Origin of the sequence: Burkholderia diffusa, from assembly GCF_001718315.1 — a bacterium.
Taxonomy (GTDB): Bacteria; Pseudomonadota; Gammaproteobacteria; order Burkholderiales; family Burkholderiaceae; genus Burkholderia; species Burkholderia diffusa_B.
The window spans coordinates 642,102-665,742 of the sequence record NZ_CP013363.1 but is presented as its reverse complement, the minus strand read 5'-3'; the positions used below and the strand labels follow the sequence as shown (position 1 = coordinate 665,742).

General features: G+C 66.3%; 20 protein-coding genes. 7 read left to right on the top strand and 13 right to left on the bottom strand.

Going from position 1 to position 23,641, the window contains the following annotated elements; all coding sequences use genetic code 11:
• Nucleotides 1-21: 21 nt before the first annotated feature.
• From sdhA to WI26_RS18415, 4 genes are all read right to left on the bottom strand, one after another.
• Nucleotides 22-1,797 (bottom strand): succinate dehydrogenase flavoprotein subunit, encoded by a 1,776-nt coding sequence (sdhA, locus tag WI26_RS18430; RefSeq protein WP_069226754.1) that lies wholly within the window; start codon nt 1,795-1,797, stop codon nt 22-24.
• 3 nt (nt 1,798-1,800) lie between these two features.
• Nucleotides 1,801-2,169, bottom strand: coding sequence for a succinate dehydrogenase, hydrophobic membrane anchor protein (gene sdhD, locus WI26_RS18425; RefSeq protein ID WP_006399546.1), 369 nt, complete (start codon nt 2,167-2,169; stop codon nt 1,801-1,803).
• A 4-nt stretch (nt 2,170-2,173) separates the two neighbouring features.
• Nucleotides 2,174-2,590, bottom strand: coding sequence for a succinate dehydrogenase, cytochrome b556 subunit (gene sdhC, locus WI26_RS18420; RefSeq protein ID WP_059450788.1), 417 nt, complete (start codon nt 2,588-2,590; stop codon nt 2,174-2,176).
• A gap of 171 nt (nt 2,591-2,761) precedes the next feature.
• Nucleotides 2,762-3,586 (bottom strand): GntR family transcriptional regulator, encoded by an 825-nt coding sequence (locus WI26_RS18415; RefSeq protein WP_059450787.1) that lies wholly within the window; start codon nt 3,584-3,586, stop codon nt 2,762-2,764.
• A gap of 288 nt (nt 3,587-3,874) precedes the next feature.
• On the opposite strand from WI26_RS18415, the gene WI26_RS18410 reads away from it, so the two are divergent.
• From WI26_RS18410 to acnA, 5 genes are all read left to right on the top strand, one after another.
• Nucleotides 3,875-4,861, top strand: coding sequence for a malate dehydrogenase (locus WI26_RS18410; RefSeq protein WP_006487742.1), 987 nt, complete (start codon nt 3,875-3,877; stop codon nt 4,859-4,861).
• A 183-nt stretch (nt 4,862-5,044) separates the two neighbouring features.
• Entirely contained in the window at nt 5,045-6,049 is a 1,005-nt protein-coding gene (locus WI26_RS18405; RefSeq protein ID WP_069226753.1) for an HpcH/HpaI aldolase/citrate lyase family protein, read from the top strand.
• A gap of 223 nt (nt 6,050-6,272) precedes the next feature.
• Nucleotides 6,273-6,779 (top strand): hypothetical protein, encoded by a 507-nt coding sequence (locus tag WI26_RS18400; protein ID WP_059466431.1) that lies wholly within the window; start codon nt 6,273-6,275, stop codon nt 6,777-6,779.
• 28 nt (nt 6,780-6,807) lie between these two features.
• Nucleotides 6,808-8,259, top strand: a complete 1,452-nt coding sequence (locus WI26_RS18395; RefSeq protein ID WP_059466432.1) for a bifunctional 2-methylcitrate dehydratase/aconitate hydratase — start codon at nt 6,808-6,810, stop codon at nt 8,257-8,259.
• 45 nt (nt 8,260-8,304) lie between these two features.
• The gene (acnA, locus tag WI26_RS18390) at nt 8,305-11,022 is read left to right on the top strand and encodes an aconitate hydratase AcnA (RefSeq protein WP_059539893.1); all 2,718 of its coding nucleotides are present in this window, start codon (nt 8,305-8,307) and stop codon (nt 11,020-11,022) included.
• Between the two features lie 120 nt (nt 11,023-11,142).
• Here acnA and WI26_RS18385 read toward each other — a convergent pair whose 3' ends face one another.
• The 3 genes from WI26_RS18385 to WI26_RS18375 are packed head-to-tail and all read right to left on the bottom strand — an operon-like array spanning nt 11,143 to nt 12,325.
• Nucleotides 11,143-11,577: a DUF1801 domain-containing protein gene (locus WI26_RS18385; RefSeq protein WP_059916100.1), complete on the bottom strand. Its 435-nt coding sequence runs from the start codon at nt 11,575-11,577 to the stop codon at nt 11,143-11,145.
• On the bottom strand, nt 11,574-12,005 hold the full coding sequence (locus tag WI26_RS18380; RefSeq protein ID WP_069226752.1) for an SRPBCC family protein: 432 nt from the start codon (nt 12,003-12,005) through the stop codon (nt 11,574-11,576). The genes WI26_RS18385 and WI26_RS18380 overlap by 4 nt, the downstream gene beginning before the upstream one ends.
• On the bottom strand, nt 12,002-12,325 hold the full coding sequence (locus tag WI26_RS18375; protein ID WP_039319058.1) for an ArsR/SmtB family transcription factor: 324 nt from the start codon (nt 12,323-12,325) through the stop codon (nt 12,002-12,004). Before WI26_RS18375 ends, WI26_RS18380 begins: the two co-directional genes overlap by 4 nt.
• A gap of 700 nt (nt 12,326-13,025) precedes the next feature.
• On the opposite strand from WI26_RS18375, the gene WI26_RS18370 reads away from it, so the two are divergent.
• Nucleotides 13,026-14,765, top strand: a complete 1,740-nt coding sequence (locus WI26_RS18370; RefSeq protein ID WP_069226751.1) for a S53 family peptidase — start codon at nt 13,026-13,028, stop codon at nt 14,763-14,765.
• 82 nt (nt 14,766-14,847) lie between these two features.
• Here WI26_RS18370 and WI26_RS18365 read toward each other — a convergent pair whose 3' ends face one another.
• The 5 genes from WI26_RS18365 to WI26_RS18345 all read right to left on the bottom strand — a co-directional run bounded on the left by WI26_RS18365 (nt 14,848) and on the right by WI26_RS18345 (nt 20,966).
• A complete protein-coding gene (locus tag WI26_RS18365) occupies nt 14,848-16,275 on the bottom strand; it encodes an MFS transporter (protein WP_081334298.1) in 1,428 nt (475 codons plus the stop codon).
• A gap of 240 nt (nt 16,276-16,515) precedes the next feature.
• Nucleotides 16,516-17,352, bottom strand: a complete 837-nt coding sequence (locus tag WI26_RS18360; protein WP_059466709.1) for an ABC transporter permease — start codon at nt 17,350-17,352, stop codon at nt 16,516-16,518.
• Between the two features lie 37 nt (nt 17,353-17,389).
• A complete protein-coding gene (locus WI26_RS18355; RefSeq protein WP_059466710.1) occupies nt 17,390-18,646 on the bottom strand; it encodes an ABC transporter permease in 1,257 nt (418 codons plus the stop codon).
• Between the two features lie 102 nt (nt 18,647-18,748).
• The gene (locus WI26_RS18350; RefSeq protein ID WP_059510125.1) at nt 18,749-19,795 is read right to left on the bottom strand and encodes an ABC transporter substrate-binding protein; all 1,047 of its coding nucleotides are present in this window, start codon (nt 19,793-19,795) and stop codon (nt 18,749-18,751) included.
• A 79-nt stretch (nt 19,796-19,874) separates the two neighbouring features.
• Nucleotides 19,875-20,966 carry an ABC transporter ATP-binding protein gene (locus WI26_RS18345; RefSeq protein ID WP_059466438.1) on the bottom strand — a complete coding sequence of 364 codons (1,092 nt, stop codon included), beginning with the start codon at nt 20,964-20,966 and terminating at the stop codon, nt 19,875-19,877.
• A 107-nt stretch (nt 20,967-21,073) separates the two neighbouring features.
• On the opposite strand from WI26_RS18345, the gene WI26_RS18340 reads away from it, so the two are divergent.
• On the top strand, nt 21,074-22,597 hold the full coding sequence (locus WI26_RS18340) for a PLP-dependent aminotransferase family protein (RefSeq protein WP_069226749.1): 1,524 nt from the start codon (nt 21,074-21,076) through the stop codon (nt 22,595-22,597).
• 7 nt (nt 22,598-22,604) lie between these two features.
• Here the strand turns inward: WI26_RS18340 and WI26_RS18335 are convergent, their stop codons facing one another.
• Entirely contained in the window at nt 22,605-23,639 is a 1,035-nt protein-coding gene (locus tag WI26_RS18335) for a lipase secretion chaperone (protein ID WP_069226748.1), read from the bottom strand.
• Between the last annotated feature and the right edge of the window lie 2 nt (nt 23,640-23,641).

Sequence of the window (23,641 nt, the reverse complement as noted above, 5' to 3'; positions counted from 1 at the left end):
TTCGGATTCCTTTGACTCGGCTTAGAACGTGCGCGGCTTCGGCGGCACGGAGTCGACCGTCAGCGGCTTCATTTGAACCGGCTTGTAGTCGAGGCGATCGCCTTCGCTGTACCACAGCGTATGGCGCAGCCAGTTGTCGTCGTCGCGGTGTTCGTAATCGCTGTGCGCGTGCGCGCCGCGGCTTTCCTTGCGCGCTTCCGCCGACACCATCGTCGCGCGGGCGACTTCGATCAGGTTCTCCAGCTCGAGCGCTTCGACGCGCGCGGTGTTGAACACCTTCGACTTGTCCTTCAGGTGGATGCTTTCCACGCGCGCCTTCAGGCCGGCCATCTGCTCGACGCCTTCCTTCAGCAGCGCCGACGTGCGGAACACGCCTGCGTGCTTCTGCATCGTCGAACGGATGTCGTTCGCGACGTCCTGCGTGTACTCGCCCGACGTCGACTTGTCGAGCTTGTTCAGACGCGCCAGCGAGAACTCGCCTGCATCGGCCGGCAGCGGCTTGTGTTCCTTCTGGTTCTTCACGTGCTCGACGATGTGGTTGCCGGCTGCACGGCCGAACACCACGAGGTCCAGCAGCGAGTTCGTGCCGAGGCGGTTCGCGCCGTGCACGGACACGCACGAGCACTCGCCCACTGCGTAGAAACCGTTGACCGGATCCTTGTGGCCGCGCGACGTGCCGACGACCTGACCGTGGATGTTGGTCGGGATGCCGCCCATCTGGTAGTGGATCGTCGGGACGACCGGGATCGGTTCCTTGATCGCGTCGACGTTCGCGAACTTCAGCGCGATTTCGCGGATCGACGGCAGACGCTTCATGATCGTCTCGGCGCCGATGTGCGACAGGTCGAGCAGCACGTGATCCTTGTTCGGACCGACGCCGCGACCTTCCTTGATTTCCTGGTCCATCGAACGCGACACGAAGTCACGCGGCGCCAGATCCTTCAGCGTCGGTGCGTAGCGCTCCATGAAACGCTCGCCGTTCGCGTTGCGCAGGATGCCGCCTTCGCCGCGCACGCCTTCGGTGATCAGCACGCCCGCGCCGGCCACGCCGGTCGGGTGGAACTGCCAGAACTCCATGTCCTGCAGCGCGATGCCCGAACGCGCGGCCATGCCGAGGCCGTCGCCGGTGTTGATGAACGCGTTGGTCGATGCCGCGAAGATCCGGCCTGCGCCGCCCGTCGCGAACAGCGTCGTCTTGCCTTCCATGATGTAGACGTCGCCCGTCTCCATCTCGAGGGCCGTCACGCCGAGCACGTCGCCGTCCGCGTCGCGGATCAGGTCGAGCGCCATCCATTCGACGAAGAACTGCGTCTTCGCTTCGACGTTCTGCTGGTACAGCGTGTGCAGCAGCGCGTGACCGGTACGGTCGGCGGCCGCGCAAGCGCGCTGGACCGGCTTCTCGCCGTAATTCGCGGTGTGGCCGCCGAACGGACGCTGGTAGATCGTGCCGTCCGCGTTACGGTCGAACGGCATGCCGAAGTGTTCCAGTTCGTACACGACGTTCGGTGCTTCGCGGCACATGAACTCGATCGCGTCCTGGTCGCCGAGCCAGTCGGAACCCTTGATCGTGTCGTAGAAGTGGAAGTGCCAGTTGTCTTCGCTCATGTTGCCGAGCGACGCGCCGATGCCGCCCTGTGCGGCTACCGTGTGCGAACGGGTCGGAAACACCTTCGACAGCACGCCGACCGACAGGCCCGCGCGCGACAGTTGCAGCGCTGCGCGCAAGCCCGAGCCGCCCGCGCCGACGATCACCACGTCGAACTTGCGGCGCGGCAGGGAAGTTTTGATTGCAGCCATTCTTTACACTCTCCAGAGAATCTGCGCGGCGTAGCCCGCACATGCGAGCAGCCAGACGATGGTCAGCGATTGCAGCAGCAGGCGCACACCGACGGGCTTCACGTAGTCCATCCAGATGTCGCGCACGCCGACCCATGCGTGGTAGAAGAGGGAAAGCAGCGTCACGAAGGTCGCGAGCTTCATCCATTGCGCGGAGAAGATCGATGCCCAGCCTTCGTACGAGAAGTCATGCGCGCCGAAGAACAGGACGAGCAGAATGACCGTGTAGACCGCCATGATCGTGGCGGTGACGCGCTGCGCGAGCCAGTCGCGCAGGCCGTAGTGAGCGCCGACGACGAGGCGCTTCGAGCCGATTCGGTTATTGGCTGCCATTTTCTTAGAATGCTCCGAACAGTTTGAGTGCCATGGCGATCGTCAGGGCGATCGAGACGACAAAGACGACGACGGCCGTCCGCTTGCCGCCTTCCTTCGAGACGGCGTCGTGGTTGACGTCCATCAGCAGGTGGCGAATGCCGGCGCAGAAATGGTGGAGGAACGCCCAGGACAGCGCGAGGACGATCAGCTTGACGACGATGTTGGAGAGGAAAGCCTTGAAGACTTCGAAGCTGAGCTCGGAGGTGAGACTCTGATCGAAGAGGAACAGCAGGAACGGCAGGAACAGGAACAACAGCGCGCCGCTGATACGATGGAGAATCGACAATATCGCCGCCAGGGGCATGCGATATTTCAACGTGATGTCGCCGATTCCGATGTTCCGGTATTCCGGCCTCGGCTTTCTTACTGCGTCAGTCATGCTAGACCCCTACTATGTTGTCACACTAATCCGCGATTTTAGCGCCTTTTTATATCGCGCTGCAGCGAAAGTCTGCTCTGGATCATTACGCGAACGGGAATAAAGGCGGCCCGAAACGTGCTACGCGAGCGTGTGAAACGCGCATGCACGCATGCCTGTGCCGATACGTCGTCAGCTCAGGTCATTGTGATAGTAATACCCGGTCGTGACATACCATCCGCGCCGCACTTCCACCGGCCGGTCTCCGTATGTATAGGACACGCGCTCGACCGACAGCAAAGGGAAACCCGCCGGCACGTGCAGCAGGTCGGCCACCGCCGGCTCCGCCGCCACCGCGCGGATCTTCTCCGTCGCGCGGATCATCCGCGTGCCGAATTCCGTCTCGAACATCGCGTAGAGCGGCCCTTTGTACTCGCTCAGCCGCTCGAACGTGAGCCCGCGGAACATCGCGCCCGGCAGCCAGATCTCGTCGAGCACCGTCGCTTCGTTCTCGAACTCCAGCAGGCGGCGCACCTGCACGACCGGGTCGGCCGGCTTCAGGTCGAGCTGCCGCGCGATCTCGGCCGGCGCACGCAGGCGCCGGCATTCGAGCAGGCGGCTCACGTGCGGATGCTCCGCACCGTCGTCGGCCAGCAGCCGCAGAAAGCGGAACTGCGCGCGATCTTCGTTGTGCGTTGCAACAAAAGTGCCCTTGCCCTGCCGCCGGACCACGAGGTTTTCGGCGGCCAGTTCGTCGATCGCCTTGCGAACGGTGCCCTGGCTGACCTTGTAACGGGCCGCGAGCTCCACTTCGCTCGGAATGATCTCGCCCGGCTTCCACTCGCCGGATTCCAGGCTTTGCGTGATCAATGACTTGATCTGCTGGTATAACGGACTGAAGGTCGGCGACGGCGACGCGGCAGGCGCCGGCACGGAATCGGCCGCGCCCGGCTGCCCTGGGCCGCCTGCGCCGGTCGGATTCGCGTTGTTCGCCTGGTTCGATGTCATGGCGCGCATTTCATCACAAACCGCGCTTTTCCGTCCACTCAAATTCAGCAAAACATCTGTCTTATATAAGACATATGATACCGTTTGACTTTGGGCCCGTCGGCTCCTACACTCCGGGGCGAGCAAGGGTTCGCGGGTGCAAAACGCGTCCCCGGCTACGTGCCACGGCCGTCTCCAGGTTCACCGCGTCTGCCTTTCGCGAGTCCTCCGCCCTGCTTCAATGCAACGCTACGCGTAACGCGCATAGAATGGCGTTTTGCCTAGCGTCCACCGCTTCACCCGTCCTGGAGATTTTCAATGGCTAAGCCCGCAAAGCGCGTTGCCGTCACCGGCGCCGCAGGTCAAATCGCTTACTCCCTGCTGTTCCGCATCGCGAACGGCGACCTGCTCGGCAAGGACCAGCCGGTCATCCTGCAACTGCTCGACCTCCCGCAAGCCCAAGCCGCCGTCAAAGGCGTCGTGATGGAACTCGACGATTGCGCGTTCCCGCTGCTCGCGGGCGTCGTGATCACCGACGATCCGAAGGTTGCATTCAAGGATGCAGACGTCGCGCTGCTGGTCGGTGCACGTCCGCGCTCGAAGGGCATGGAGCGCAAGGATCTGCTGTCGGCGAACGCCGAGATCTTCACGGTCCAGGGCGCCGCGCTGAACGAAGTCGCGAGCCGCGACGTGAAGGTGCTGGTCGTCGGCAACCCGGCGAACACCAACGCGTACATCGCGATGAAGTCGGCGCCGGATCTGCCGAAGAAGAACTTCACGGCGATGCTGCGCCTCGACCACAACCGTGCGCTGTCGCAACTCGCGGCGAAGTCGGGCAAGCCGGTCGCATCGATCGAGAAGCTCGCCGTGTGGGGCAACCACTCGCCGACGATGTACCCCGACTTCCGCTTCGCGACCGCCGAAGGCGAGTCGCTGCTGAAGCTGATCAACGACGACGTGTGGAACCGCGACACGTTCATCCCGACCGTCGGCAAGCGCGGCGCGGCGATCATCGAGGCGCGCGGCCTGTCGTCGGCGGCGTCGGCGGCAAACGCGGCGATCGACCACGTGCGTGACTGGGTACTTGGCACGAACGGCAAGTGGGTCACGATGGGCATCCCGTCGGACGGCTCGTACGGCATCCCCGAAGACATCATCTACGGCGTGCCCGTCACGTGCGAAAACGGCGAGTACAAGCGCGTCGAAGGCCTCGAAATCGACGCATTCTCGCGCGAGAAGATGGACGGCACGCTGGCCGAACTGCTCGAAGAGCGCGACGGCGTCGCTCACCTGCTGAAGAACTAAGCAGGCTGCACAGCCGGGCCGCCTCCGGGCGGTCCGGTCACGGCATGGGCGGCGGGCCTGCAGCCGGCCCGCCGCCCGATCCGATCCGGGCACGTTTTGCCGCTCCCGGCGCCCCGCGCGCCAGCCCAGAACGCGCCCGAATCCGATTTTCTCCACGTTGCCCGCCTCCTTGACGTAGAAGAGATGTCCGCGCTCACTCCTGCACAAGTGCTGTACGACGGGGCGTCCCCGCCCGCGATCCTGCCCTGCTGCGATCACTACGCGGGCAGCGAAAAGCTGATGCGCAAGTCGCTCGCGCTCCAGGCCGAACTCGGCCCCGTGTTCGACATCACGCTCGACTGCGAGGACGGCGCGGCCGTCGGTCAGGAAGCCGCGCACGCGCAGCTCGTCGCCGAACTCCTCGGCAGCGCCGAGAACCGCTTCGGGCGAGTCGGCGTCCGCATCCACGACTTTTCCCATCCCCACTGGCGCGACGACGTGCGCATCGTGCTGCGCGCCGCGCACACGCCGGCCTACGTCACGCTGCCGAAGATCGCCAGCGCCGCCGACGCGGCGGAGATGGTCGCGTTCATCGAAGGCACGCGCCGCGAACTCGGCCTCGCGCAGCCGATCCCGGTCGACGTGCTGGTCGAGACGCACGGTGCGCTTGCTCAGGCGGCCGCCCTCGCCGCGCTGCCCCTGGTCGGCACGCTCAGCTTCGGGCTGATGGACTTCGTGTCCGCCCATCACGGCGCGATTCCCGATGCGGCGATGCGCTCGCCCGGCCAGTTCGACCATCCGCTCGTGCGCCGCGCGAAGCTGGAAATCGCCGCGGCGTGCCACGCGCACGGCAAGACGCCGTCGCACAACGTGACGACGGAGGTGCGCGACATGGCCGTCGTTGCCGGCGATGCGCGCCGCGCGCGCGACGAGTTCGCGTTCACGCGGATGTGGAGCATCCATCCCGCGCAGATCCGCCCGATCGTCGACGCATTCGCGCCGCGCACCGATGAAGTCGCGCTGGCCGCCGAGATCCTGCTGGCCGCGCAGGCCGCCGACTGGGGCCCGACGCGCCACGGCGATACACTGCACGACCGCGCGAGCTACCGCTATTACTGGTCGGTGCTGCGCCGCGCACGGGCGACCAGCCAGCCTCTGCCGGCCGAGGCCGCGCCGCTGTTCGGCCCGGCCGCCGGAGACGCGCGGTGAGCGCGCGCCGACACACGCATTTCATTGAATCACCGGAGCGTGAACCCGAGACAGGTTTGCGAAACGACAAAAAACGTAACGGAGCCCGAAAACCTGAAATATGCACGGCCAAATAGGTGAAAATAGCGGCCGCTGCGCGCTTCCGGGGCGCGTGCAGTTTCAAACCGGCCGACGGCGTCTGCCGCCGGCCCTTGTCAACTGATTATCGAAAGGTTCTGACTCCATGAAGAAACTCCTGATCGCTACCGCCATCGGCGCGTTGTCCGCCACGATGCTGGTGTCGGCTCCGAGCGCGTTCGCCCAGACGGCAACGACCGCGAAAAAGGCGGCCAAGCGCCCGGCGCCCGCCAAGCGCATCATCCCGCGCAGCAAGAAGGCGCAGGCGCGCGCAGCCGCCAAGGTCGATCCGGTGCCGGACGGCGCGGTCAAGTGGTCGTGCAAGGAAGGCCTGTCGTTCGACCTGGCCGGCGACATGAAGCGTGACCAGGTCGTTACGGTTCACTGGGCGAAGAAGAACTACAAGCTGCCGCGTCAGGCCACGACGACGGGCGCCGACACGTTCTACGATCCGGCCGCGGGCTTCAAGCTGGTCGTGATCCCGAGCAAGGCGATGCTGTTCAGTGACGCCAACGGCGGCGAGCGTCTCGCCGACGAATGCGTGACGCCGGAAATGGCGCAAGGCACGCCGGCTCCGACTCAATCGAACGAGCTGAAGCCGGCAACGAACTAAGCGCGTTTTCTCGCTCCCAGGCCCCTCGATGTCCGCCTCGGTCTCCAACGTCCGCCCCGCTCCGGATACGGTACTCGTCGATATCGTCGACTACGTGCTGAACACCGGAATCGACAGCGCGCTCGCGCTGGAGACGGCGCGTCATTGCCTGATCGACACGCTCGGATGCGGACTCGAGGCGCTGTCCTACCCTGCCTGCACCAAGCTGCTCGGCCCCGTCGTGCCCGGCACGATCGTGCCGAACGGCGCGAAGGTGCCCGGCACGTCCTTCCAGCTCGATCCCGTCCAGGCCGCTTTCGACATCGGCGCGATGATCCGCTGGCTGGACTTCAACGACACCTGGCTCGCCGCCGAATGGGGTCATCCGTCCGACAACCTCGGCGGAATCCTGGCGACGGCCGACTGGCTGTCCCGCACGGCCGTCGCGGCCGGCAGGAAGCCGCTCGCCATGCGCGACGTGCTCGTCGCGATGATCCAGGCCCACGAGATCCAGGGCTGCCTCGCCCTCGAGAATTCGTTCAACGCGGTCGGGCTCGATCACGTGTTGCTCGTCAAGGTCGCATCGACGGCCGTCGTCGGCCGCCTGCTCGGACTCACGCGCGACGAGCTGATCAACGCGGTATCCAACGCATTCGTCGACGGCCACGCGCTGCGCACCTACCGCCACGCGCCGAACACCGGCTCGCGCAAGTCGTGGGCGGCCGGCGACGCGACGTCGCGCGCGGTGCGCCTCGCGCTGATCGCGAAAACGGGTGAAATGGGCTACCCGTCGGCGCTCACCGCGAAAACCTGGGGCTTCTACGACGTGCTGTTCAACGGGCAGCCGTTCCGCTTCCAGCGCCCGTACGGCACGTACGTGATGGAGAACGTGCTGTTCAAGATCGCGTTCCCCGCAGAATTTCATGCGCAGACGGCCGCCGAGGCCGCGCTGCAGCTGCACGCGCAGCTCGCCGCGGCCGGCCGCACGACCGACGAGATCAGCCGGATCACGATCCGCACGCACGCGGCCGCGATCCGCATCATCGACAAGCAGGGTCCGCTCGCCAATCCGGCCGACCGCGACCACTGCATCCAGTACATGGTCGCCGTGCCGCTGCTGTTCGGCCGGCTGACCGCGGCCGATTACGAAGACGCGGTCGCCGCCGATCCGCGCATCGACGCGCTGCGCGCGAAAACCGTGTGCGTCGAGGATCCGCAGTTCACGAAGGATTACCATGACCCGGCCAGACGATCGATCGCGAATGCGCTGACGATCGAATTCGCGGACGGGTCGAAGCTCGCCGAAGTGGCGGTCGAATACCCGATCGGCCATCAGCGACGCCGTGCGGACGGCATCCCGCTGCTGGTCGAGAAGTTCAGGACCAACCTCGCCCGTCGCTTCCCGGCAAAGCAGCAACAAGCGATTCTCGACGTGTCGCTGGACCAGGCAAAGCTCGAAGCGATGCCGGTCAATGAGTACGTCGACTTGTATGTGATATAGCCGCAGGACTCTTTGTTTCCTAGCCTTAAACCCAGGAAAATCACCATGGCCCACAATCTCCACAAGACCCTCAAGGAATTCGACAGCGGTTCCGGCAAAGGCAAGTTCTACTCGCTGCCGCAGCTCGGCAAGGAACTGAAGACGAAGATCGAGCGCCTCCCGGTGTCGATCCGTATCGTGCTCGAGTCCGTGCTGCGCAACTACGACGGCAAGAAGATCACCGAAGAACACATCGAGCAGCTCGCGAACTGGAAGCCGACCGCGAAGCGTGTCGACGAGATCCCGTTCGTGGTGTCGCGCGTCGTGCTGCAGGACTTCACGGGCGTGCCGCTGCTCGCCGACATCGCGGCCATGCGTGGTGTGGCAGAGCGCTCGGGCAAGAACCCGAAGAAGATCGAGCCGCTGGTCCCGGTGGATCTCGTCGTCGACCACTCGGTCCAGATCGACTACTTCCGCCAGAAAGACGCGCTCGACCTGAACATGAAGCTGGAATTCCAGCGCAACAACGAGCGCTACCAGTTCATGAAGTGGGGCATGCAGGCGTTCGATACGTTCAAGGTCGTGCCGCCGGGCGTCGGCATCGTCCACCAGGTGAACCTCGAGTATCTCGCGCGCGGCGTCCACAAGAAGGCGGACGGCGGTGACACCGTGTACTACCCGGACACGCTCGTCGGCACGGACAGCCACACGACGATGATCAACGGCATCGGCGTGGTCGGCTGGGGCGTGGGCGGCATCGAGGCGGAAGCCGGCATGCTCGGCCAGCCGGTGTACTTCCTGACGCCGGACGTCGTCGGCGTCGAGCTGAAGGGCAAGCTGCGCGAAGGCGTGACGGCCACCGACCTGGTGCTGACGATCACCGAGATGCTGCGCAAGGAGAAGGTCGTCGGCAAGTTCGTCGAGTTCTTCGGCGAAGGCACGAAGTCGCTGTCGCTGCCGGACCGTGCAACGATCGGCAACATGGCGCCGGAATACGGCGCGACGATGGGCTTCTTCCCGGTCGACGAAAAGACCATCGAATACTTCGAAGGCACGGGCCGCACGAAGGCGGAAATCGCCGCGTTCGAGAACTACTTCAAGGCACAGAATCTGTTCGGCATTCCGAAGGCCGGCGACATCGACTACACGAAGACGGTGACGCTCGACCTGGCAACGGTCGCGCCGTCGCTGGCGGGCCCGAAGCGCCCGCAGGACCGCATCGAGATCGGCAACGTGAAGTCGACGTTCACCGAGCTGTTCTCGAAGCCGGTCGCGGAAAACGGCTTCGCGAAGAAGGCGGACGACCTGAACGCGCAGTACACGACGAGCAACGGCGTCGACGTGAAGAACGGCGACGTGCTGATCGCCGCGATCACGTCGTGCACGAACACGTCGAACCCGAGCGTGCTGCTGGCCGCCGGCCTGCTCGCGAAGAAGGCCGTCGAAGCCGGCCTGACCGTCGCGCCGCACATCAAGACGTCGCTCGCGCCGGGATCGCGCATCGTCACGGAATACCTGACGAAGACGGGCCTGCTGCCCTACCTCGCGAAACTCGGCTTCGAAGTCGCCGCCTACGGCTGCACGACCTGTATCGGCAACGCGGGCGACCTGACGCCGGAACTGAACGAAGCGATCACGAAGAACGACATCGTCGCGGCTGCGGTGCTGTCGGGCAACCGCAACTTCGAAGCGCGCATCCATCCGAACATCCGCGCGAACTTCCTCGCGTCGCCGCCGCTGGTCGTCGCCTATGCGATCGCCGGCAACATCACGCGCGACCTGATGACCGAGCCGGTCGGCAAGGGCAAGGACGGCTACGACATCTACCTCGGCGACATCTGGCCGACCAGCGAGGAAATCCACGCGCTGCTCAAGTTCGCGCTCGATCCGAAGAAGTTCGAGGACAACTACTCGAAGCTGACCAAGAAGGGCGACCTCTGGAGCAAGATCGAGGGCGAAACGGGCCAGGTCTACGACTGGCCGAAGTCGACCTACATCGCCGAGCCGCCGTTCTTCGGCAACGACTTCTCGATGGAGCCGGCCGCTTCGATCCCGACGGTCCAGGGCGCGCGCGCACTGGGCATCTTCGGTGACTCGGTCACGACCGACCACATCAGCCCGGCAGGCTCGATCAAGGAAGACTCGCCGGCAGGCAAGTGGCTCAAGGAGAACGGCGTGCAGAAGGCCGACTTCAACAGCTACGGCTCGCGCCGCGGCAACCACGACGTGATGATGCGCGGCACGTTCGCGAACGTGCGGATCAAGAACCTGATGATCCCGGCGAAGGCGGACGGTACGCGCGTCGAAGGCGGCCTGACGATTCATCAGCCGAGCGGCGAACAACTGTCGATCTACGATGCGGCGATGAAGTATGTCGACGCCGGCACGCCGACCGTCGTGTTCGCGGGCGAAGAATACGGCACGGGCTCGTCGCGCGACTGGGCCGCGAAGGGCACGCAACTGCTCGGCGTAAAGGCCGTGATCGCACGCAGCTTCGAGCGGATCCACCGTTCGAACCTGGTTGGCATGGGCGTGCTGCCGCTGCAGTTCAAGGGCTCGGACAGCGTCCAGTCGCTCGGCATCACCGGCGAAGAAACCTACGACATCGAAGGCCTCGGCGACGACTTCAAGCCGCAGCAGGACGTCACGCTCGTAATCCACCGCAAGAACGGCGAAGCGACCCGCGTGCCGGTGCTGCTGCGCATCGATACGCCGATCGAAGTCGACTACTACAAGCACGGCGGTATTCTGCCGTTCGTGCTGCGCTCGCTGCTCGCAGCGTAAGCGTCCTGCTTTTGCAGGTGCCGCAGCCGCCTCGCGGCGGTTGCGGCCGATTTGGATGCCCGACCTCGTGTCGGGCTTTTTTTTATGCGCGCGCGGCGGGAGCGCAATGTCGCCGGTACGTCATGCGGCCTTGTCGCCGCGCTCCTTGCCCCCCGCGCGTGCCCGCACGTTCTTCTTCAGATGCGCACGGTTGTAGTCGATCGCCGCGCGAACGAGGCGCTTCAGCGCTCGCTTGTCGAGCGTGTCGCCTTCGAGGAAATCGATCGCGCGGCGCGCATTGCCGTCGAGCCCTGCGTTGAATAGCCCGTCGGGATCGGGCAGGTGCGCACCGTGCATGAACGTGAGTTTCACCTTGCCCTTGTGTGCGTTCGCGACCGCGATCATCCCGTCGCACGACCACACCGGGCTGCCCATCCATTTCCATTCCTCGACGATGCCGTCTTCGGCGGCAAGGATCGTCTCGCGCAGGTCGGCGAACGTCTTGCCGCGCCAGTCGGCGATGCCCGCGATCAGCGCGTCGATGCGTGCCGACGGCTCCAGGTCCGCTGCGCTCATGCCCCGACCTCCGGTTCTCCATCGGGACGCGCCAGCACCTGTTCGAGCGACTCGAAGAATCGCACCCACCCGTGCTGCGCGCCGCGATATGCCTGCTCCTGATCCGCGCGGAAGCCGGCCTGCTCCATGCGCAGCAGCGTACCGCCCGACGTCGGCGTGAGCGTCCACGTGACGACACTTTCCAGGCCATACGCGGCCCATGTATAGGAAAGCACGCGCTGAGGCTCGATCGTCAGCACCTTGCAGTCGACCGAACCCCAGTCCGCACGGAAGCTGAATGCGCGGCCCGCGACGGGCTCGAAATCGCTCTGCATCAGCCACGCCTCGATCAGGTGCGGTTGCGTGAGCGCACGCCAGATCCTCTCCGGCGGATGCGGGAATTCCCGTTCGACGACGACGGTACGCGTTTCGGTAGTGGCCTGGTTCATTGATCCATCCTTTTGAGCAGATCTTCGAGGGCGTCGAACCGGTTCTGCCAGAAGCCGGCCATCTGGCTGGTCCAGTCGATCAACGGAGTCAGCGCCTGCGGCTGCGCGCTGTAGTGCGTCTGCCGGCCCTCGTGACGGTCGCTCACGAGCCCGGCCTGCTTAAGGACGCCCAGATGCTTCGATACCGCCGGCTGCGACACGCCTGCATGCGCCGTGAGCGCGGCGACAGTCAACTCGCCCTCCTCGCACAGCCGCTCGAAGAGCGCGCGGCGTGTGGGATCGGCAAGCGTCCTGAAAAGCATGTCGTGAGCGTTTTGCATGTTCGAATCAATAACCCGATGGTTATGGATTGAAGGATAGCGGGCGAACGGTGCGCCTCAAGGAGGAATTTTGCGGGTGACGTCGTTCGGTCCTGCAGCGCGCTCGTTTGCCGGAGCGGGCCGGGCGGCAATGAACCGGCTTGCGATGGACATCCCTGGCGCGCCGAGCCGGCGCCATCGTCCGCATTCGAGCATTTCCTCTAATCGACCCATCCCGCCCGCGAACCGAAAGCACGCTGCAAGACTCGGGAACGCGCTGTTCCACAGTTCGGGAAACGCTCGCAATCGACTGGCCCCGTTTTTGTGCATCCGAGCATCGCGGCGGCTTTGCGTTGGCGTCATGGCGATGCTTGACCACATAGTGCAACGCGCGACCCGCCGGCGTCCGGCCGCACGCGATGCGCGCTCGCGGAGATTCGCTCCGCGATCACGCGCATTCCGATACCGCAACGAACGAGTCGCGCGTGCAAACGCCGTCGACCGCAGCGCGATCGCGTCGCGAACCGGTTCCCTCCGCCGGTACCGATGCCGCGTGCACCTGCGACGCCGCGCGCGCATGCGAACACGCCGATGTCAGAACTGACAGCTATGGAAACTGGCAGCTACCTGAACGGCACCGACGCCCTACGCTCGTCACCGCTCGCGGCCCCACAAGGGCCGGGGGCTCCAGCAACGTCGTCTCTCCTAAAAAGGACTCCCGATGAAAAGGAACGCCTGGTTTGCCCGCCCCCTTCCGTCACCCCGCCGCCTCGCGTGCGCGTGGCCGCTCGTGCTCGCCGCCGGCGCGGCGCATGCGACGACGGACTGGGTCGACACTCACACGAAGGCCTTTCTCACCGGCCCGCAATTGATGGCGCGCAGCGCGGCGCCGTCCCTCGAACTCGCGGCCGGCGAGACGACCGACATCGTCGTCAGCCTGAAGCTTCGCAATGCCGCGCAACTCAAGCAGCTTGCGCACGACGTGAACCGGCCCGGCAACGCGCATTACCGTCAGTACCTGACGCATGAGCAGTTCCTCGCCACCTACGCACCGACCGATGCTCAGGTGAAGTCGGTCGTCGACTATCTGCGCAAGAGCGGCTTCGTGAACATCGAAGTGGCGCCGAACCGGTTGCTGGTGTCCGCGCGCGGCACGGCCGGCACGGTGAAGACCGCGTTCAACACGTCGCTCGTGCATTTCCAGTACGCGGGCCGCTCGGGCTTCGCGAACGCGTCGACCGCGCAGGTGCCGCGTGCGCTCGGCGACGTCGTCGGCTCGGTGCTCGGGCTGCAGAACGTCGCGCGCGCACGGCCGATGCTGCGCATCGGCAACGTCGCAAAGCCGCAAGCGCTCGCGGCCGGCATGGCCACCGGCCACTATCCGAAGGAATTCCCGGGCCTCTACAACGCGGCCGGCGTGCCGACCGCGGCCGGCGTGACCGTCGGCATCATCACGATTGGCGGCGTATCGCAGACGCTGCAGGATCTGAAGCAGTTCACGTCGAGCAACGGTTACGGCACGGTCACGACGCAGACCGTCAAGACCAACGGCACCGGCACGAGCGGCAGTTACAGCGACGACCAGGACGGCCAGGGCGAATGGGATCTCGACAGCCAGTCGATCGTCGGCTCGGCCGGCGGCCAGGTCGGCAAGCTGGTGTTCTACATGGCGGACCTGAACGCGGCCGGCAACACGGGGCTCACGCAGGCGTTCAACCGAGCGGTGTCGGACAACACCGCGAAGGTGATCAACGTGTCGCTCGGCTGGTGCGAGACAGACGCGAACGCGGACGGCACGATCGATGCCGAGGAACAGATCTTTACGACGGCCGCCGCGCAAGGCCAGACATTCTCGGTATCGTCGGGCGACGAAGGCGTGTACGAATGCAACAACCGCGGCTATCCGGATGGCGCGAACTACACGGTGTCGTGGCCGGCCGCGTCGCCGCACGTGCTCGCGATCGGCGGCACGACGCTGTACACCACGTCGGCGGGGGCATTCTCGAACGAAACGGTGTGGAACGAAGGTCTCGACGCGAACGGCAAGCTGTGGGCGACGGGCGGCGGCGTCAGCACGGTCCTGCCGGCACCGGCATGGCAGTCGGGCAGCAATCGCCAGTTGCCGGATGTGTCGTTCGACGCCGCGCAAAGCACGGGCGCATACATCTACAACTACGGCCAGTTGCAGCAGATCGGCGGTACGAGCCTCGCCGCGCCGATCTTCACCGGCTTCTGGGCGCGCCTGCTCGCGGCGAACGGCACGGGTCTCGGCTTCCCGGCCGGCAAGTTCTACGCGGATATTCCGTCGAACCCGTCGCTCGTGCGCTATGACGTCGTGTCGGGGAACAACGGCTATCAGGGGTATGGCTACAACGCAGGCAGCGGCTGGGATCTGACGACCGGCTTCGGCAGCCTGAACATCGCGAACCTCAACAAGCTGATCCAGACGGGCGGCTTCTGAGCGTGATGCGAAGGCCGGTGCGCGGCGGTCGTTCACCGCGCGCCGGCCGGGAAACTCGCGAGCAGCGGGCGGGCGCGGAACGCTACTGCGACGCCCGCTCCTTCGCCGGCGTCGCCGTGACCGGTGCGACCGGCACGCCGGCCCGGTGCGACGGCGCAAAGAGCCGCAGCCCGCTCGCGACGCTGGCGGCGCCGGCAAAGCCCGCGCCGAGCATCAGCGCGAGCGTCGGCCCGTGACGTCCGGCGATCCCGAACGACAGCGCGACGAGCGCCGCGCCGGTCGCCTGCCCGATCAATCGCGCGGTCGCGATGATGCCGCTCGCGCCGCCGCTGCGCTCGGGCGGCGCGCTCGACATCAACGCCTTCAGGTTCGGTGACTGGAAGAAGCCGAAGCCCGCGCCGCACAGCATCATCCGCCAGCCGATGTCGATGACGTTCGGCGTCGCCGGCAACGCGGCGAGCGACACCATTCCCGCACTCAGCAGTGCGAGCCCGATCGCGCCGAGCAATCCGGGAGGGTAACGATCGGACAGCCGACCCGCGATTGGCGCGGCGAGCGCGACGATCGCCGACCACGGCGTCATCAGGAAGCCGGTCTCCACTGCGTCGCGATGCAGAACGGTTTCGAAGTAGAACGGCAACGACACGAACGCGAGCCCCTGCGCGGCAAACGCGCATACGGCCGTCAGTGCGGACAGCGTGAACACCGGTCGGCGGAACAGATCGACCGGCAGCATCGGCGCCGGGTGCCCGGCCTGGCGGCGGATCAGCAGCGATCCGAACGCGAGCGCGACTGCGGCAGCCACGAACACGGCGGACAGCGGCCCCCGCTGCGCGAATTCGCCAAGCGCGAAGATCAGTGATGCGAACGTGATCACGTTGAACAGCGCGGCGAGCGGATCGAACGCATGCTTGCCGCGCGCCGTCTGCGGCAGCGACGGAATCGCCACGGCGAGCGCGAGCACGCCGAGCGGCATGTTCACCGCGAACAGCCACGGCCACGCGGCCACCGACAGGATCAGCGACGCGATCGTCGGCCCCACGGCGAACGACACGCCGACGACGAGCGCGTTGAAGCCGACGCCGCGCCCGAGCCGGTGCGCGGGAAACAGGTTGCGGATCAGCGCGACGTTCACGCTCATGATCGCGCTCGCGCCGAAACCCTGCACGATCCGCGCCGCCGTCAGTTGCGGCAGCGTCGCCGCGAGCGAGCAGCCGAGCGACGCGAGCGTGAACACCGCGAGGCCCGCGACGTATACGCGCTTGTGACCGACGATGTCGCCGAGCGACGCGAACGGCAGTAGCGTCGCCACCATCGCGAGCTGGTAGGCATTGATGATCCACACCGACGCGGCCGGCGACGCATGCAGGTCGGTGGCGATTGCGGGCAGCGCGGTGTTCGCGATTGCCGTGTCGAGCGTCGCGAGCGCGACGGCCAGCAGCACCGCGGACATCGCGCGCCAGTTGACGACCGGCTCGCGGGTGCCGGCAGAGGATGCGAATTCTGACAAGATGAGGCTCGGCTGACGAGCGACGCGCAGCGTCGCGGATTGAGCGGCGCGGCACCGGCGCCCATACTGCAGGCACGGAACGCGCGTCGCCGCGTGCCGTATTGTTGCAGAGCCTCGTCGAGCGTGCAGGCAACCGCGTCGTCAGTCAGCGAAACGAAAGCTTCGGTGCGCCCCATCGAGTGCGCGGCATCGTTGTGATCGCAACCATCGACGCTACACCGGACGCTGCGGTTGCGGCCGTCACGACACCGCGCGCCGCGCGTTGCGTCCGCGCAGCCATTCGAGCGCGAGCAGCAGGCTCGTCGAGAAGATGATCAGGATCGTCGCGAGCGCGGCGATCGTCGGGCTGATGTTCTCGCGAATGCCGGTAAACATCTGGCGCGGCAGCGTCGTCTGGTCCGCGCCTGCGAGGAACAGCGTGACGACGACTTCGTCGAACGACGTCGCGAACGCGAACAGCGCGCCGGACATCACGCCCGGCGCGATCACCGGCAGCGTCACGCGGAAGAACGTCGTGACGGGATTGGCGCCGAGCGACAGGCTCGCGCGCACCAGGTTCTGGTTGAAGCCCTGCAAGGTCGCCGCGACCGTCGTCACGACGAACGGCACGCCGAGCGCCGCGTGCGCGGCGATCAGCCCCGTGTAGGTATTCGCGAGCCCGAGCGGTGCGAAGAACAGATACATGCCGACGCCGACCACGACGACGGGCACGATCATCGGCGACAGCAGCACGGCCATCAGGAGCCCCTTGCCGCGGAAGTCCGTCTTCGTGAGGCCGATCGCGGCGAGCGTGCCGAGCACGGTCGCGACGACGGTCGCCGACGGCGCGACGATGAAGCTGTTCTTCGCGGCCATCCGCCACTCGTCCGACGCGATCAGGTTCTCGTACCAGCGCGTCGAGAAGCCCGGGATCGGATAGACGAGGAACGTGCTCGACGAAAACGACAGCGGCACGATCGCAAGCACCGGCAGGATCAGATACAGCAGCGTCAGCACGACGAGCACGCGCAGCGCGACATACCACGCGCGCTCGACGAACGACATGTGCGGCGCGAACAGCGGCCTGGCGAGTTTCATGGTCGGCATCCCCTTCCCGTTTCGTTATGCGCGGCGCTCAGCCGAGGCTCACGTTGGTGCGCGTGAAGCGCCCGTACACCGCATAGAGCACCAGCGTCGCCGCGAGCAGCAACCCGCCGAGCGCGCACGCCATGCCCCAGTTGATCGTCACGTTCGTGAAGTACGCGACGTAGTAGCTGACCATCTGGTCGTTCGGCCCGCCGAGCAGCGCGGGCGTGATGTAGTAGCCGATCGCCAGGATGAACACCAGCAGCGCGCCGGCGCCGACGCCCGGATAGGTCTGCGGCACGTACACGCGCCAGAACGCGGCGAACGGGTGGCTGCCGAGCGACACGGCCGCGCGCTGGTAAGTCGGCGGGATCGACTTCATCACGCTGTAGAGCGGCAGGATCATGAACGGCAGCAGGATGTGCGTCATCGAGATGTACACGCCGACGCGGTTGAACAGCAGCGTCAGCGGATGCGAGATCAGCCCGCTGCCGATCAGCGCCTTGTTCACGAGCCCTTCGCTCTGCAGCAGCACGATCCACGCGGCGACGCGCACCAGCACCGAGGTCCAGAACGGGATCAGCACGAGGATCATCACGAGGTTCGCGCGGCGCTCCGACAGCGTCGAGATCCAGTACGCGAGCGGATAGCCGAGCAGCAGCGCGAACAGCGTGACCGCGACGCCGATCACGAACGTGCGGCCGAAGATCGCGAGATAGATCGACTGATCGGGATCGGCCTGCACGATCTGGCCGAAGCCGTCCTGCTTGTGATCGAGCGCGGCGAGCAGGTAGAACGGCGACAGCTGGCTGCCGTTCTTCGCGATCGACTGCCAGTATGCAACGTCGCCCCAGCGCGAATCGAGGTCGATCAGTTTCGCGCGCGTTTGCGCGGGCGTCAGCGCCGCGTCGTTGTCGCCTTTCAGCGGCATCGCGCGCGCCGTCTTCGCGACGAGCGAGCGGTAGCCGGGAATCTCGGTGTTCAGGCGCCGCGCGAGCGCGCCCATCGCCTCGCTGTCGGCGACCTTCGTCATGTCGGCCGCGAGCGCGACGTAAGCGGCATCGGCCGGCGGCGCCTTGCGGTCCCAGCCCGACAGCGCGGCGACCGTGTTGGGCAACGCGGTCGCGATCTCGGGGTTCTGCACCGCGCGCGTGAGCAGCGTGCCGATAGGCACGACGAAGATGAGCAGCAGGAAGATCGCGAGCGGCGCGATCAGCAGCAACGCCATCGTGCGCTTGCGGGCCTCGGCGGCCTTCAGCTCGCGCTTGAGCGCGGCTGTCGACGGCGAGGAAGGAGCGATCGTCATCGTGTTCAACGGTTCTCTCCGGCCGGGCTCGATCCGGCGGAATGCCGCGCGACGCAGTCGATGCGCCGCGCGGCAGGTTGCATCAGGACACCTGAGTAGCGGTTACTTCGTCGCCCATGCGGCGAAGCGCTGCTCGAGCTCGTCGCTGTGGTCGGTCCAGAAGCCGATGTCCTCCAGCACCGCGTTCTTGCCGTTGGCCGGCGAGTTCGGCAGGTTCGCGAGCGTCTTCGCGTCGAGCGACTTGATCGCCGCGATGTTCGCGGGGCCGTACGCGATGTGTTGCGCATACCCTTGCTGCGGCTTCGGCGTCAACGTGTACGCGATGTACTGCTCGGCCAGCGCCTTGTTCGGCGAGCCCTTCGGAATCGCCCAGTAGTCGAGGTCGTAGATGCTGCCGTTCCACACGACCTTCAGGTTCTTGCCTTCCTTTTGCGCGGCGTCGATACGGCCGTTGTACGCGGTCGACATCACGACGTCGCCGGCCACCAGGAACTGCGGCGGCTGCGCGCCCGCTTCCCACCACTGGATGTACGGCTTGAGCTCGTCGAGCTTCTTGAACGCCCGGTCCTGGCCAGCCTTCGTGCCGAGCACCTTGTACACGTCCTTCGGCGCGACGCCGTCGGCCATCAGCGCGAACTCGAGGTTGTAGCGCGCGCCCTTGCGCATGCCGCGCTTGCCGGGGAATTTCTTCACGTTCCAGAAATCGGCCCAGCCGGTCGGCGCGGTCTTCAGCTTGTCCGCGTTGTACGACAGCGCGGTCGACCACACGAAGAACCCGACGCCGCACACCTGCGGCGATTCGGGAATCAGGTCGGATTTCTTCGCGATCTTCGACCAGTCGAGCTTCTCGTAAAGCCCTTCGTCGCAGCCGCGGTTCAGGTCGCCCGACTCGACTTCGACCACGTCCCAGTTGACGTGCTTCGCCTCGACCATCGCCTTCACTTTCGCCTGCTCGCCGTTGTATTCGACGGCCGTGACCTTGTTGCCGGTGGCCTTTTCGAACGGCTGGTTGAATGCGGCCTTCTGCGCGTCGCCGTTCGCGCCGCCGAAGTTGACGACCGTGAGTTCGGCCGCCGCGGCCGATGCGCCGACGACGGCGAGCGCCAGTGCGAGCGCGGTGCGACGCGCGGTAGTGCTTGCTCCGTTCATGGTGGTTCCTCTCCTCTCGTGGTGGAAGTGGGCAGTTGTTGTTGACGACGTGCTGCGATAAAGCGGGAAAAATCCTGCGTCAGGCGAATACGCGCAAATGCTCGGGCGCGAATGCGAGCGATACCGGCGCGCCAGGCGCGAACGCGTCGAGCGCGCCCGTGCCGAGCGGCACCTTCACGAAACATTCGTCCTGGCCCGGCAGCGCGCAGCGCATGCGCACGTGATCGCCGAAATAGATGAGACTGCGCGCCTCGCCTGTCACGCGGTTGGCCGTGCCGTTCGCGTGCCCGTTCGCGAGGCTCATGCGTTCGGGCCGGATACACGCGACGGCCGGCGCACCTTCGGCCGCGTCGCCGATGCGGCGACCGACGAGCTGCGTGCCGTCGTCGAGCCGGAATTCGCAGAACTCGCCGTCGATGCGCGCGATGGTGCCGCGCAGCCGGTTGCTGTCGCCGATGAAGTTCGCGACGAACTCGTTGCACGGCGATTCGTACAGGCGGTCGACGGTATCGAGCTGCTGCACGATGCCCTTGTCGAACACGGCGACGCGATCGGACATCGTGAGCGCCTCGCCCTGGTCGTGGGTCACGTAGACGAACGTCACGCCGAGCTTCTCGTGCAGCGCCTTCAGTTCGTACTGCATGTGTTCGCGCAACTGCTTGTCGAGCGCGCCGAGCGGCTCGTCCATCAGCACGAGCTTCGGCTCGAACACGAGCGCCCGCGCGAGCGCAATGCGCTGCTGCTGGCCGCCCGACAACTGCGCCGGATAGCGTTTCGCGAAACGCTCCATCTGCACCATCTTCAGCGCATGCGCGACGCGCGCCTCGCGCTCGGCCGCCGGCAGCTTGCGCACCGACAGCGGATACGCGACGTTCTGCTCGACCGTCAGATGCGGAAACAGCGCGTAGTTCTGGAACACCATGCCGATGTTGCGCTTGTGCGGCGGCACGGTGTTCAGCAACTCGCCGTCGAGGCGGATCTCGCCGCCGGTCGGAAACTCGAACCCCGCCAGCATCATCAGGCAGGTGGTCTTGCCCGAGCCGGACGGCCCGAGCAGCGTCAGGAATTCCCCTCGGTGGATGTCGAGGTCGAGCGATTTGACGACCAGCGTCTCGCCGTCGTAGGTCTTCCGCACGCCGCGAAAGCTGACGATCACATCATCGGACTTCATCGTGGCTGTCCCCTTGCTGCGCGACAAATGTTTTTGAGATGGACCCACTATACGGCGGGCACGGTTCTACAATAGGGAACCATTTCAATATTCCTAGTAGGACCACTTTGGATACCGTGATCCTGGCCGACTGGCTCTCCGCCCGTCTCGACCGCAGCTCGTCCGAGCCGATGTACCGACAGCTGCTGCAACTGATGCAGCAAGCGATTCTCACCGGGGAATTAGGGCCAGGAACAAAGCTGCCGAGCTCGCGCACGCTCGCGGCAGACCTGTCGATTGCGCGCAATACCGTGCTGCACGTGTACGACCAGCTGACGGCCGAAGGCTACGTGCTGACGACGACCGGCAGCGGCACCTACGTGGCCGATACGCGCCCGGACGCGGCCGCGATCCGCGTGCCGGGCGCCACGCCTCCGCCGTCCGACGCCGGCGCGGCAGCGCAGCAGGACGCGCAAGGCTGCCTGTCGATGCGCGGCCGGCAGCTGATCGAACACGCGGGCGTGTCGCGGCGCCAGTGGGGTGCGTTCATGCCGGGCGTGCCGGACGTGTCGGAATTCCCGAGCCGGACATGGAGCCGCCTGCAGGCGCGCCTGTGGAAGGAAGCGAATCCAGAGTTGCTGACGTATGCGCCGGGCGGCGGCTACCGGCCGCTGCGCCGCGCGCTCGCCGACTACCTGCGCGTCGCGCGCTCGGTCAAATGCTCGCCGGACCAGGTGATCATCACGACCGGCATCCACCAGTCGATCGACCTCGCCGTGCGGCTGCTGTCCGACATCGGCGACCGCGCGTGGGTCGAGGAGCCGTGCTACTGGGGCGTGCGCAGCGTGCTGCAGGCGACCGGCCTCGCGCTCACGCCGGTGCCGGTCGACCAGGAAGGCATCGATCCGGGCGCGAGCGACATGCAGCACCCGCCGCGGCTCGTGCTCGTCACACCGTCGCACCAGTATCCGCTCGGGATGGTGATGAGCCTCGCGCGGCGCCGAATGCTGCTCGAGTACGCACGCCAGCACCGCTGCTGGATCATCGAGGACGACTACGACAGCGAATTCCGCTATGGCAGCCGGCCGCTCGCGTCGCTGCAGGGGCTCGACGACGGCGGCCGCGTGATCTACGTCGGCAGCCTCGGCAAGATGCTGTTCCCGGGTCTGCGGATGGGGTACATGGTCGTCCCGGAGCATCTGGTCGACACGTTCCGCACCGGGTTGTCGGAGCTGTATCGCGAGGGCCAGCTGATGCAGCAGGCCGTGCTCGCGGAATTCATCATGGACGGGCACCTGACTTCGCACGTCAGGCGGATGCGCACGCTGTACGGCGAGCGCCGGCAATTGCTGATCGATGCGATCCATGCGCGCTTCGGCGACGCGCTGCCCGTGATGGGCGACGAGGCGGGACTGCATCTGGTGCTGGGCCTGCCCGATACGTGCGACGATCGCGCGGTCACGCAAAGCGCGTTCGACGCCGGTGTGATCGTGCGTCCGCTGACCAGCTACTACAGCAACCGGGACACCGCTCGGCGCGGACTGCTGCTCGGCTATGCGTGCGTCGCGCACGAAGGCATCGGCCCCGCGTTCGACACGCTTGCGGCCACCATCGAACAGCATCTGCCGCGGCACTTCACGCGCGCGGCATGACCGCGCATCACTGCGCGGCTGCCGCGCCGCGGTCGAGCGATGCGGCGCGCATCGCTTCGCCGGGCTTCCTGAACATGCGCTGCCGCAGCGCCGCGATCTGCGCGTCGCGATCCTGCGGTGACAATCCGGCCGCGGCGATCTGCGCACGCTGCGCCGCATAGTCGGCATAGCGGCTCTGCCACGATGCGTCGTCCTGCTGCATCTGCGCGACGCGCGCGGCGGCTTCGGGTCCGAGTGTCTGCACCAGTTGCGCGCGCATCGAGTCCGGCCTCGCTCCGCTCTTCTGCAATTGCACAATCTGGTCGATCGCGGCCTGCTGCCGGTCGGCCTTCTGCCGTGCCGCGCGTTCGTCGGCGGGCATCTGCTGCGCGAGCGCCGCGAGCCGCTCCGCCTTCTGCGCATCCGTCAGCGTGCGATCCTGCGTAATCTTCAGCCGCGCGAGATCGTAGCGCTGACGCCACTGCTCCTCCCCGAAGAACGGCTGGCTCCAGTCGCCGAGCGCGCGTGATGCGATCGACGCGCGCTGATCGAGCGCGACCTGCAACGCACCGAGGTCGGACTTGTCGACCGCGCCCGCCTCCGGCAGCTTCGCGAGCGCGTCGAGATACGCGCGATATCGATGCCAGACGTCGAGCGCCTCGGGTTGCGCGACCGTGCCGTCGAGCTGTGCGGCGATCTCGCGCACGACGAGCGCATCGAGCGCGGCCGCGCTCAGGTCGCTCCGCGCAGTCAGGCAGTAGTCGAAGAAATCGCGCACCGTGCGCGACTTCGCAAGATGGCCGCCCGCATCGAGCGGCAGCCTCGGCGCACTGGAACCGGCGAGCGGCGGCGGCAAGCCCGCGCTCGCGGGCAATGCGGCCTGCGGCGGCGCGGCGCTCGCGCCGCCGAGCACCGCCGCGTCGGCCGACGTATGCGTCGCATCGGCGCCGCGATGCGACGCCGTGCCGCTCCAGATTGCGACGCCGGCGATCGCCGCCAGCCCCATCGCGCCGTACGCCGCAACGCGCCGCGCGAGCGGCGCGCGTCCTTCACGTGCCGTCATCG

What these genes read in the sequence shown, in the direction of transcription:
- sdhA (WP_069226754.1), bottom strand. Translation starts at nt 1,797, where the DNA reads ATGGCTGCAATCAAAACTTCCCTGCCGCGCCGCAAGTTCGACGTGGTG.
- sdhD (WP_006399546.1), bottom strand. Translation starts at nt 2,169, where the DNA reads ATGGCAGCCAATAACCGAATCGGCTCGAAGCGCCTCGTCGTCGGCGCT.
- sdhC (WP_059450788.1), bottom strand. Translation starts at nt 2,590, where the DNA reads ATGACTGACGCAGTAAGAAAGCCGAGGCCGGAATACCGGAACATCGGA.
- WI26_RS18415 (WP_059450787.1), bottom strand. Translation starts at nt 3,586, where the DNA reads ATGCGCGCCATGACATCGAACCAGGCGAACAACGCGAATCCGACCGGC.
- WI26_RS18410 (WP_006487742.1), top strand. Translation starts at nt 3,875, where the DNA reads ATGGCTAAGCCCGCAAAGCGCGTTGCCGTCACCGGCGCCGCAGGTCAA.
- WI26_RS18405 (WP_069226753.1), top strand. Translation starts at nt 5,045, where the DNA reads ATGTCCGCGCTCACTCCTGCACAAGTGCTGTACGACGGGGCGTCCCCG.
- WI26_RS18400 (WP_059466431.1), top strand. Translation starts at nt 6,273, where the DNA reads ATGAAGAAACTCCTGATCGCTACCGCCATCGGCGCGTTGTCCGCCACG.
- WI26_RS18395 (WP_059466432.1), top strand. Translation starts at nt 6,808, where the DNA reads ATGTCCGCCTCGGTCTCCAACGTCCGCCCCGCTCCGGATACGGTACTC.
- acnA (WP_059539893.1), top strand. Translation starts at nt 8,305, where the DNA reads ATGGCCCACAATCTCCACAAGACCCTCAAGGAATTCGACAGCGGTTCC.
- WI26_RS18385 (WP_059916100.1), bottom strand. Translation starts at nt 11,577, where the DNA reads ATGAGCGCAGCGGACCTGGAGCCGTCGGCACGCATCGACGCGCTGATC.
- WI26_RS18380 (WP_069226752.1), bottom strand. Translation starts at nt 12,005, where the DNA reads ATGAACCAGGCCACTACCGAAACGCGTACCGTCGTCGTCGAACGGGAA.
- WI26_RS18375 (WP_039319058.1), bottom strand. Translation starts at nt 12,325, where the DNA reads ATGCAAAACGCTCACGACATGCTTTTCAGGACGCTTGCCGATCCCACA.
- WI26_RS18370 (WP_069226751.1), top strand. Translation starts at nt 13,026, where the DNA reads ATGAAAAGGAACGCCTGGTTTGCCCGCCCCCTTCCGTCACCCCGCCGC.
- WI26_RS18360 (WP_059466709.1), bottom strand. Translation starts at nt 17,352, where the DNA reads ATGAAACTCGCCAGGCCGCTGTTCGCGCCGCACATGTCGTTCGTCGAG.
- WI26_RS18355 (WP_059466710.1), bottom strand. Translation starts at nt 18,646, where the DNA reads ATGACGATCGCTCCTTCCTCGCCGTCGACAGCCGCGCTCAAGCGCGAG.
- WI26_RS18350 (WP_059510125.1), bottom strand. Translation starts at nt 19,795, where the DNA reads ATGAACGGAGCAAGCACTACCGCGCGTCGCACCGCGCTCGCACTGGCG.
- WI26_RS18345 (WP_059466438.1), bottom strand. Translation starts at nt 20,966, where the DNA reads ATGAAGTCCGATGATGTGATCGTCAGCTTTCGCGGCGTGCGGAAGACC.
- WI26_RS18335 (WP_069226748.1), bottom strand. Translation starts at nt 23,639, where the DNA reads ATGACGGCACGTGAAGGACGCGCGCCGCTCGCGCGGCGCGTTGCGGCG.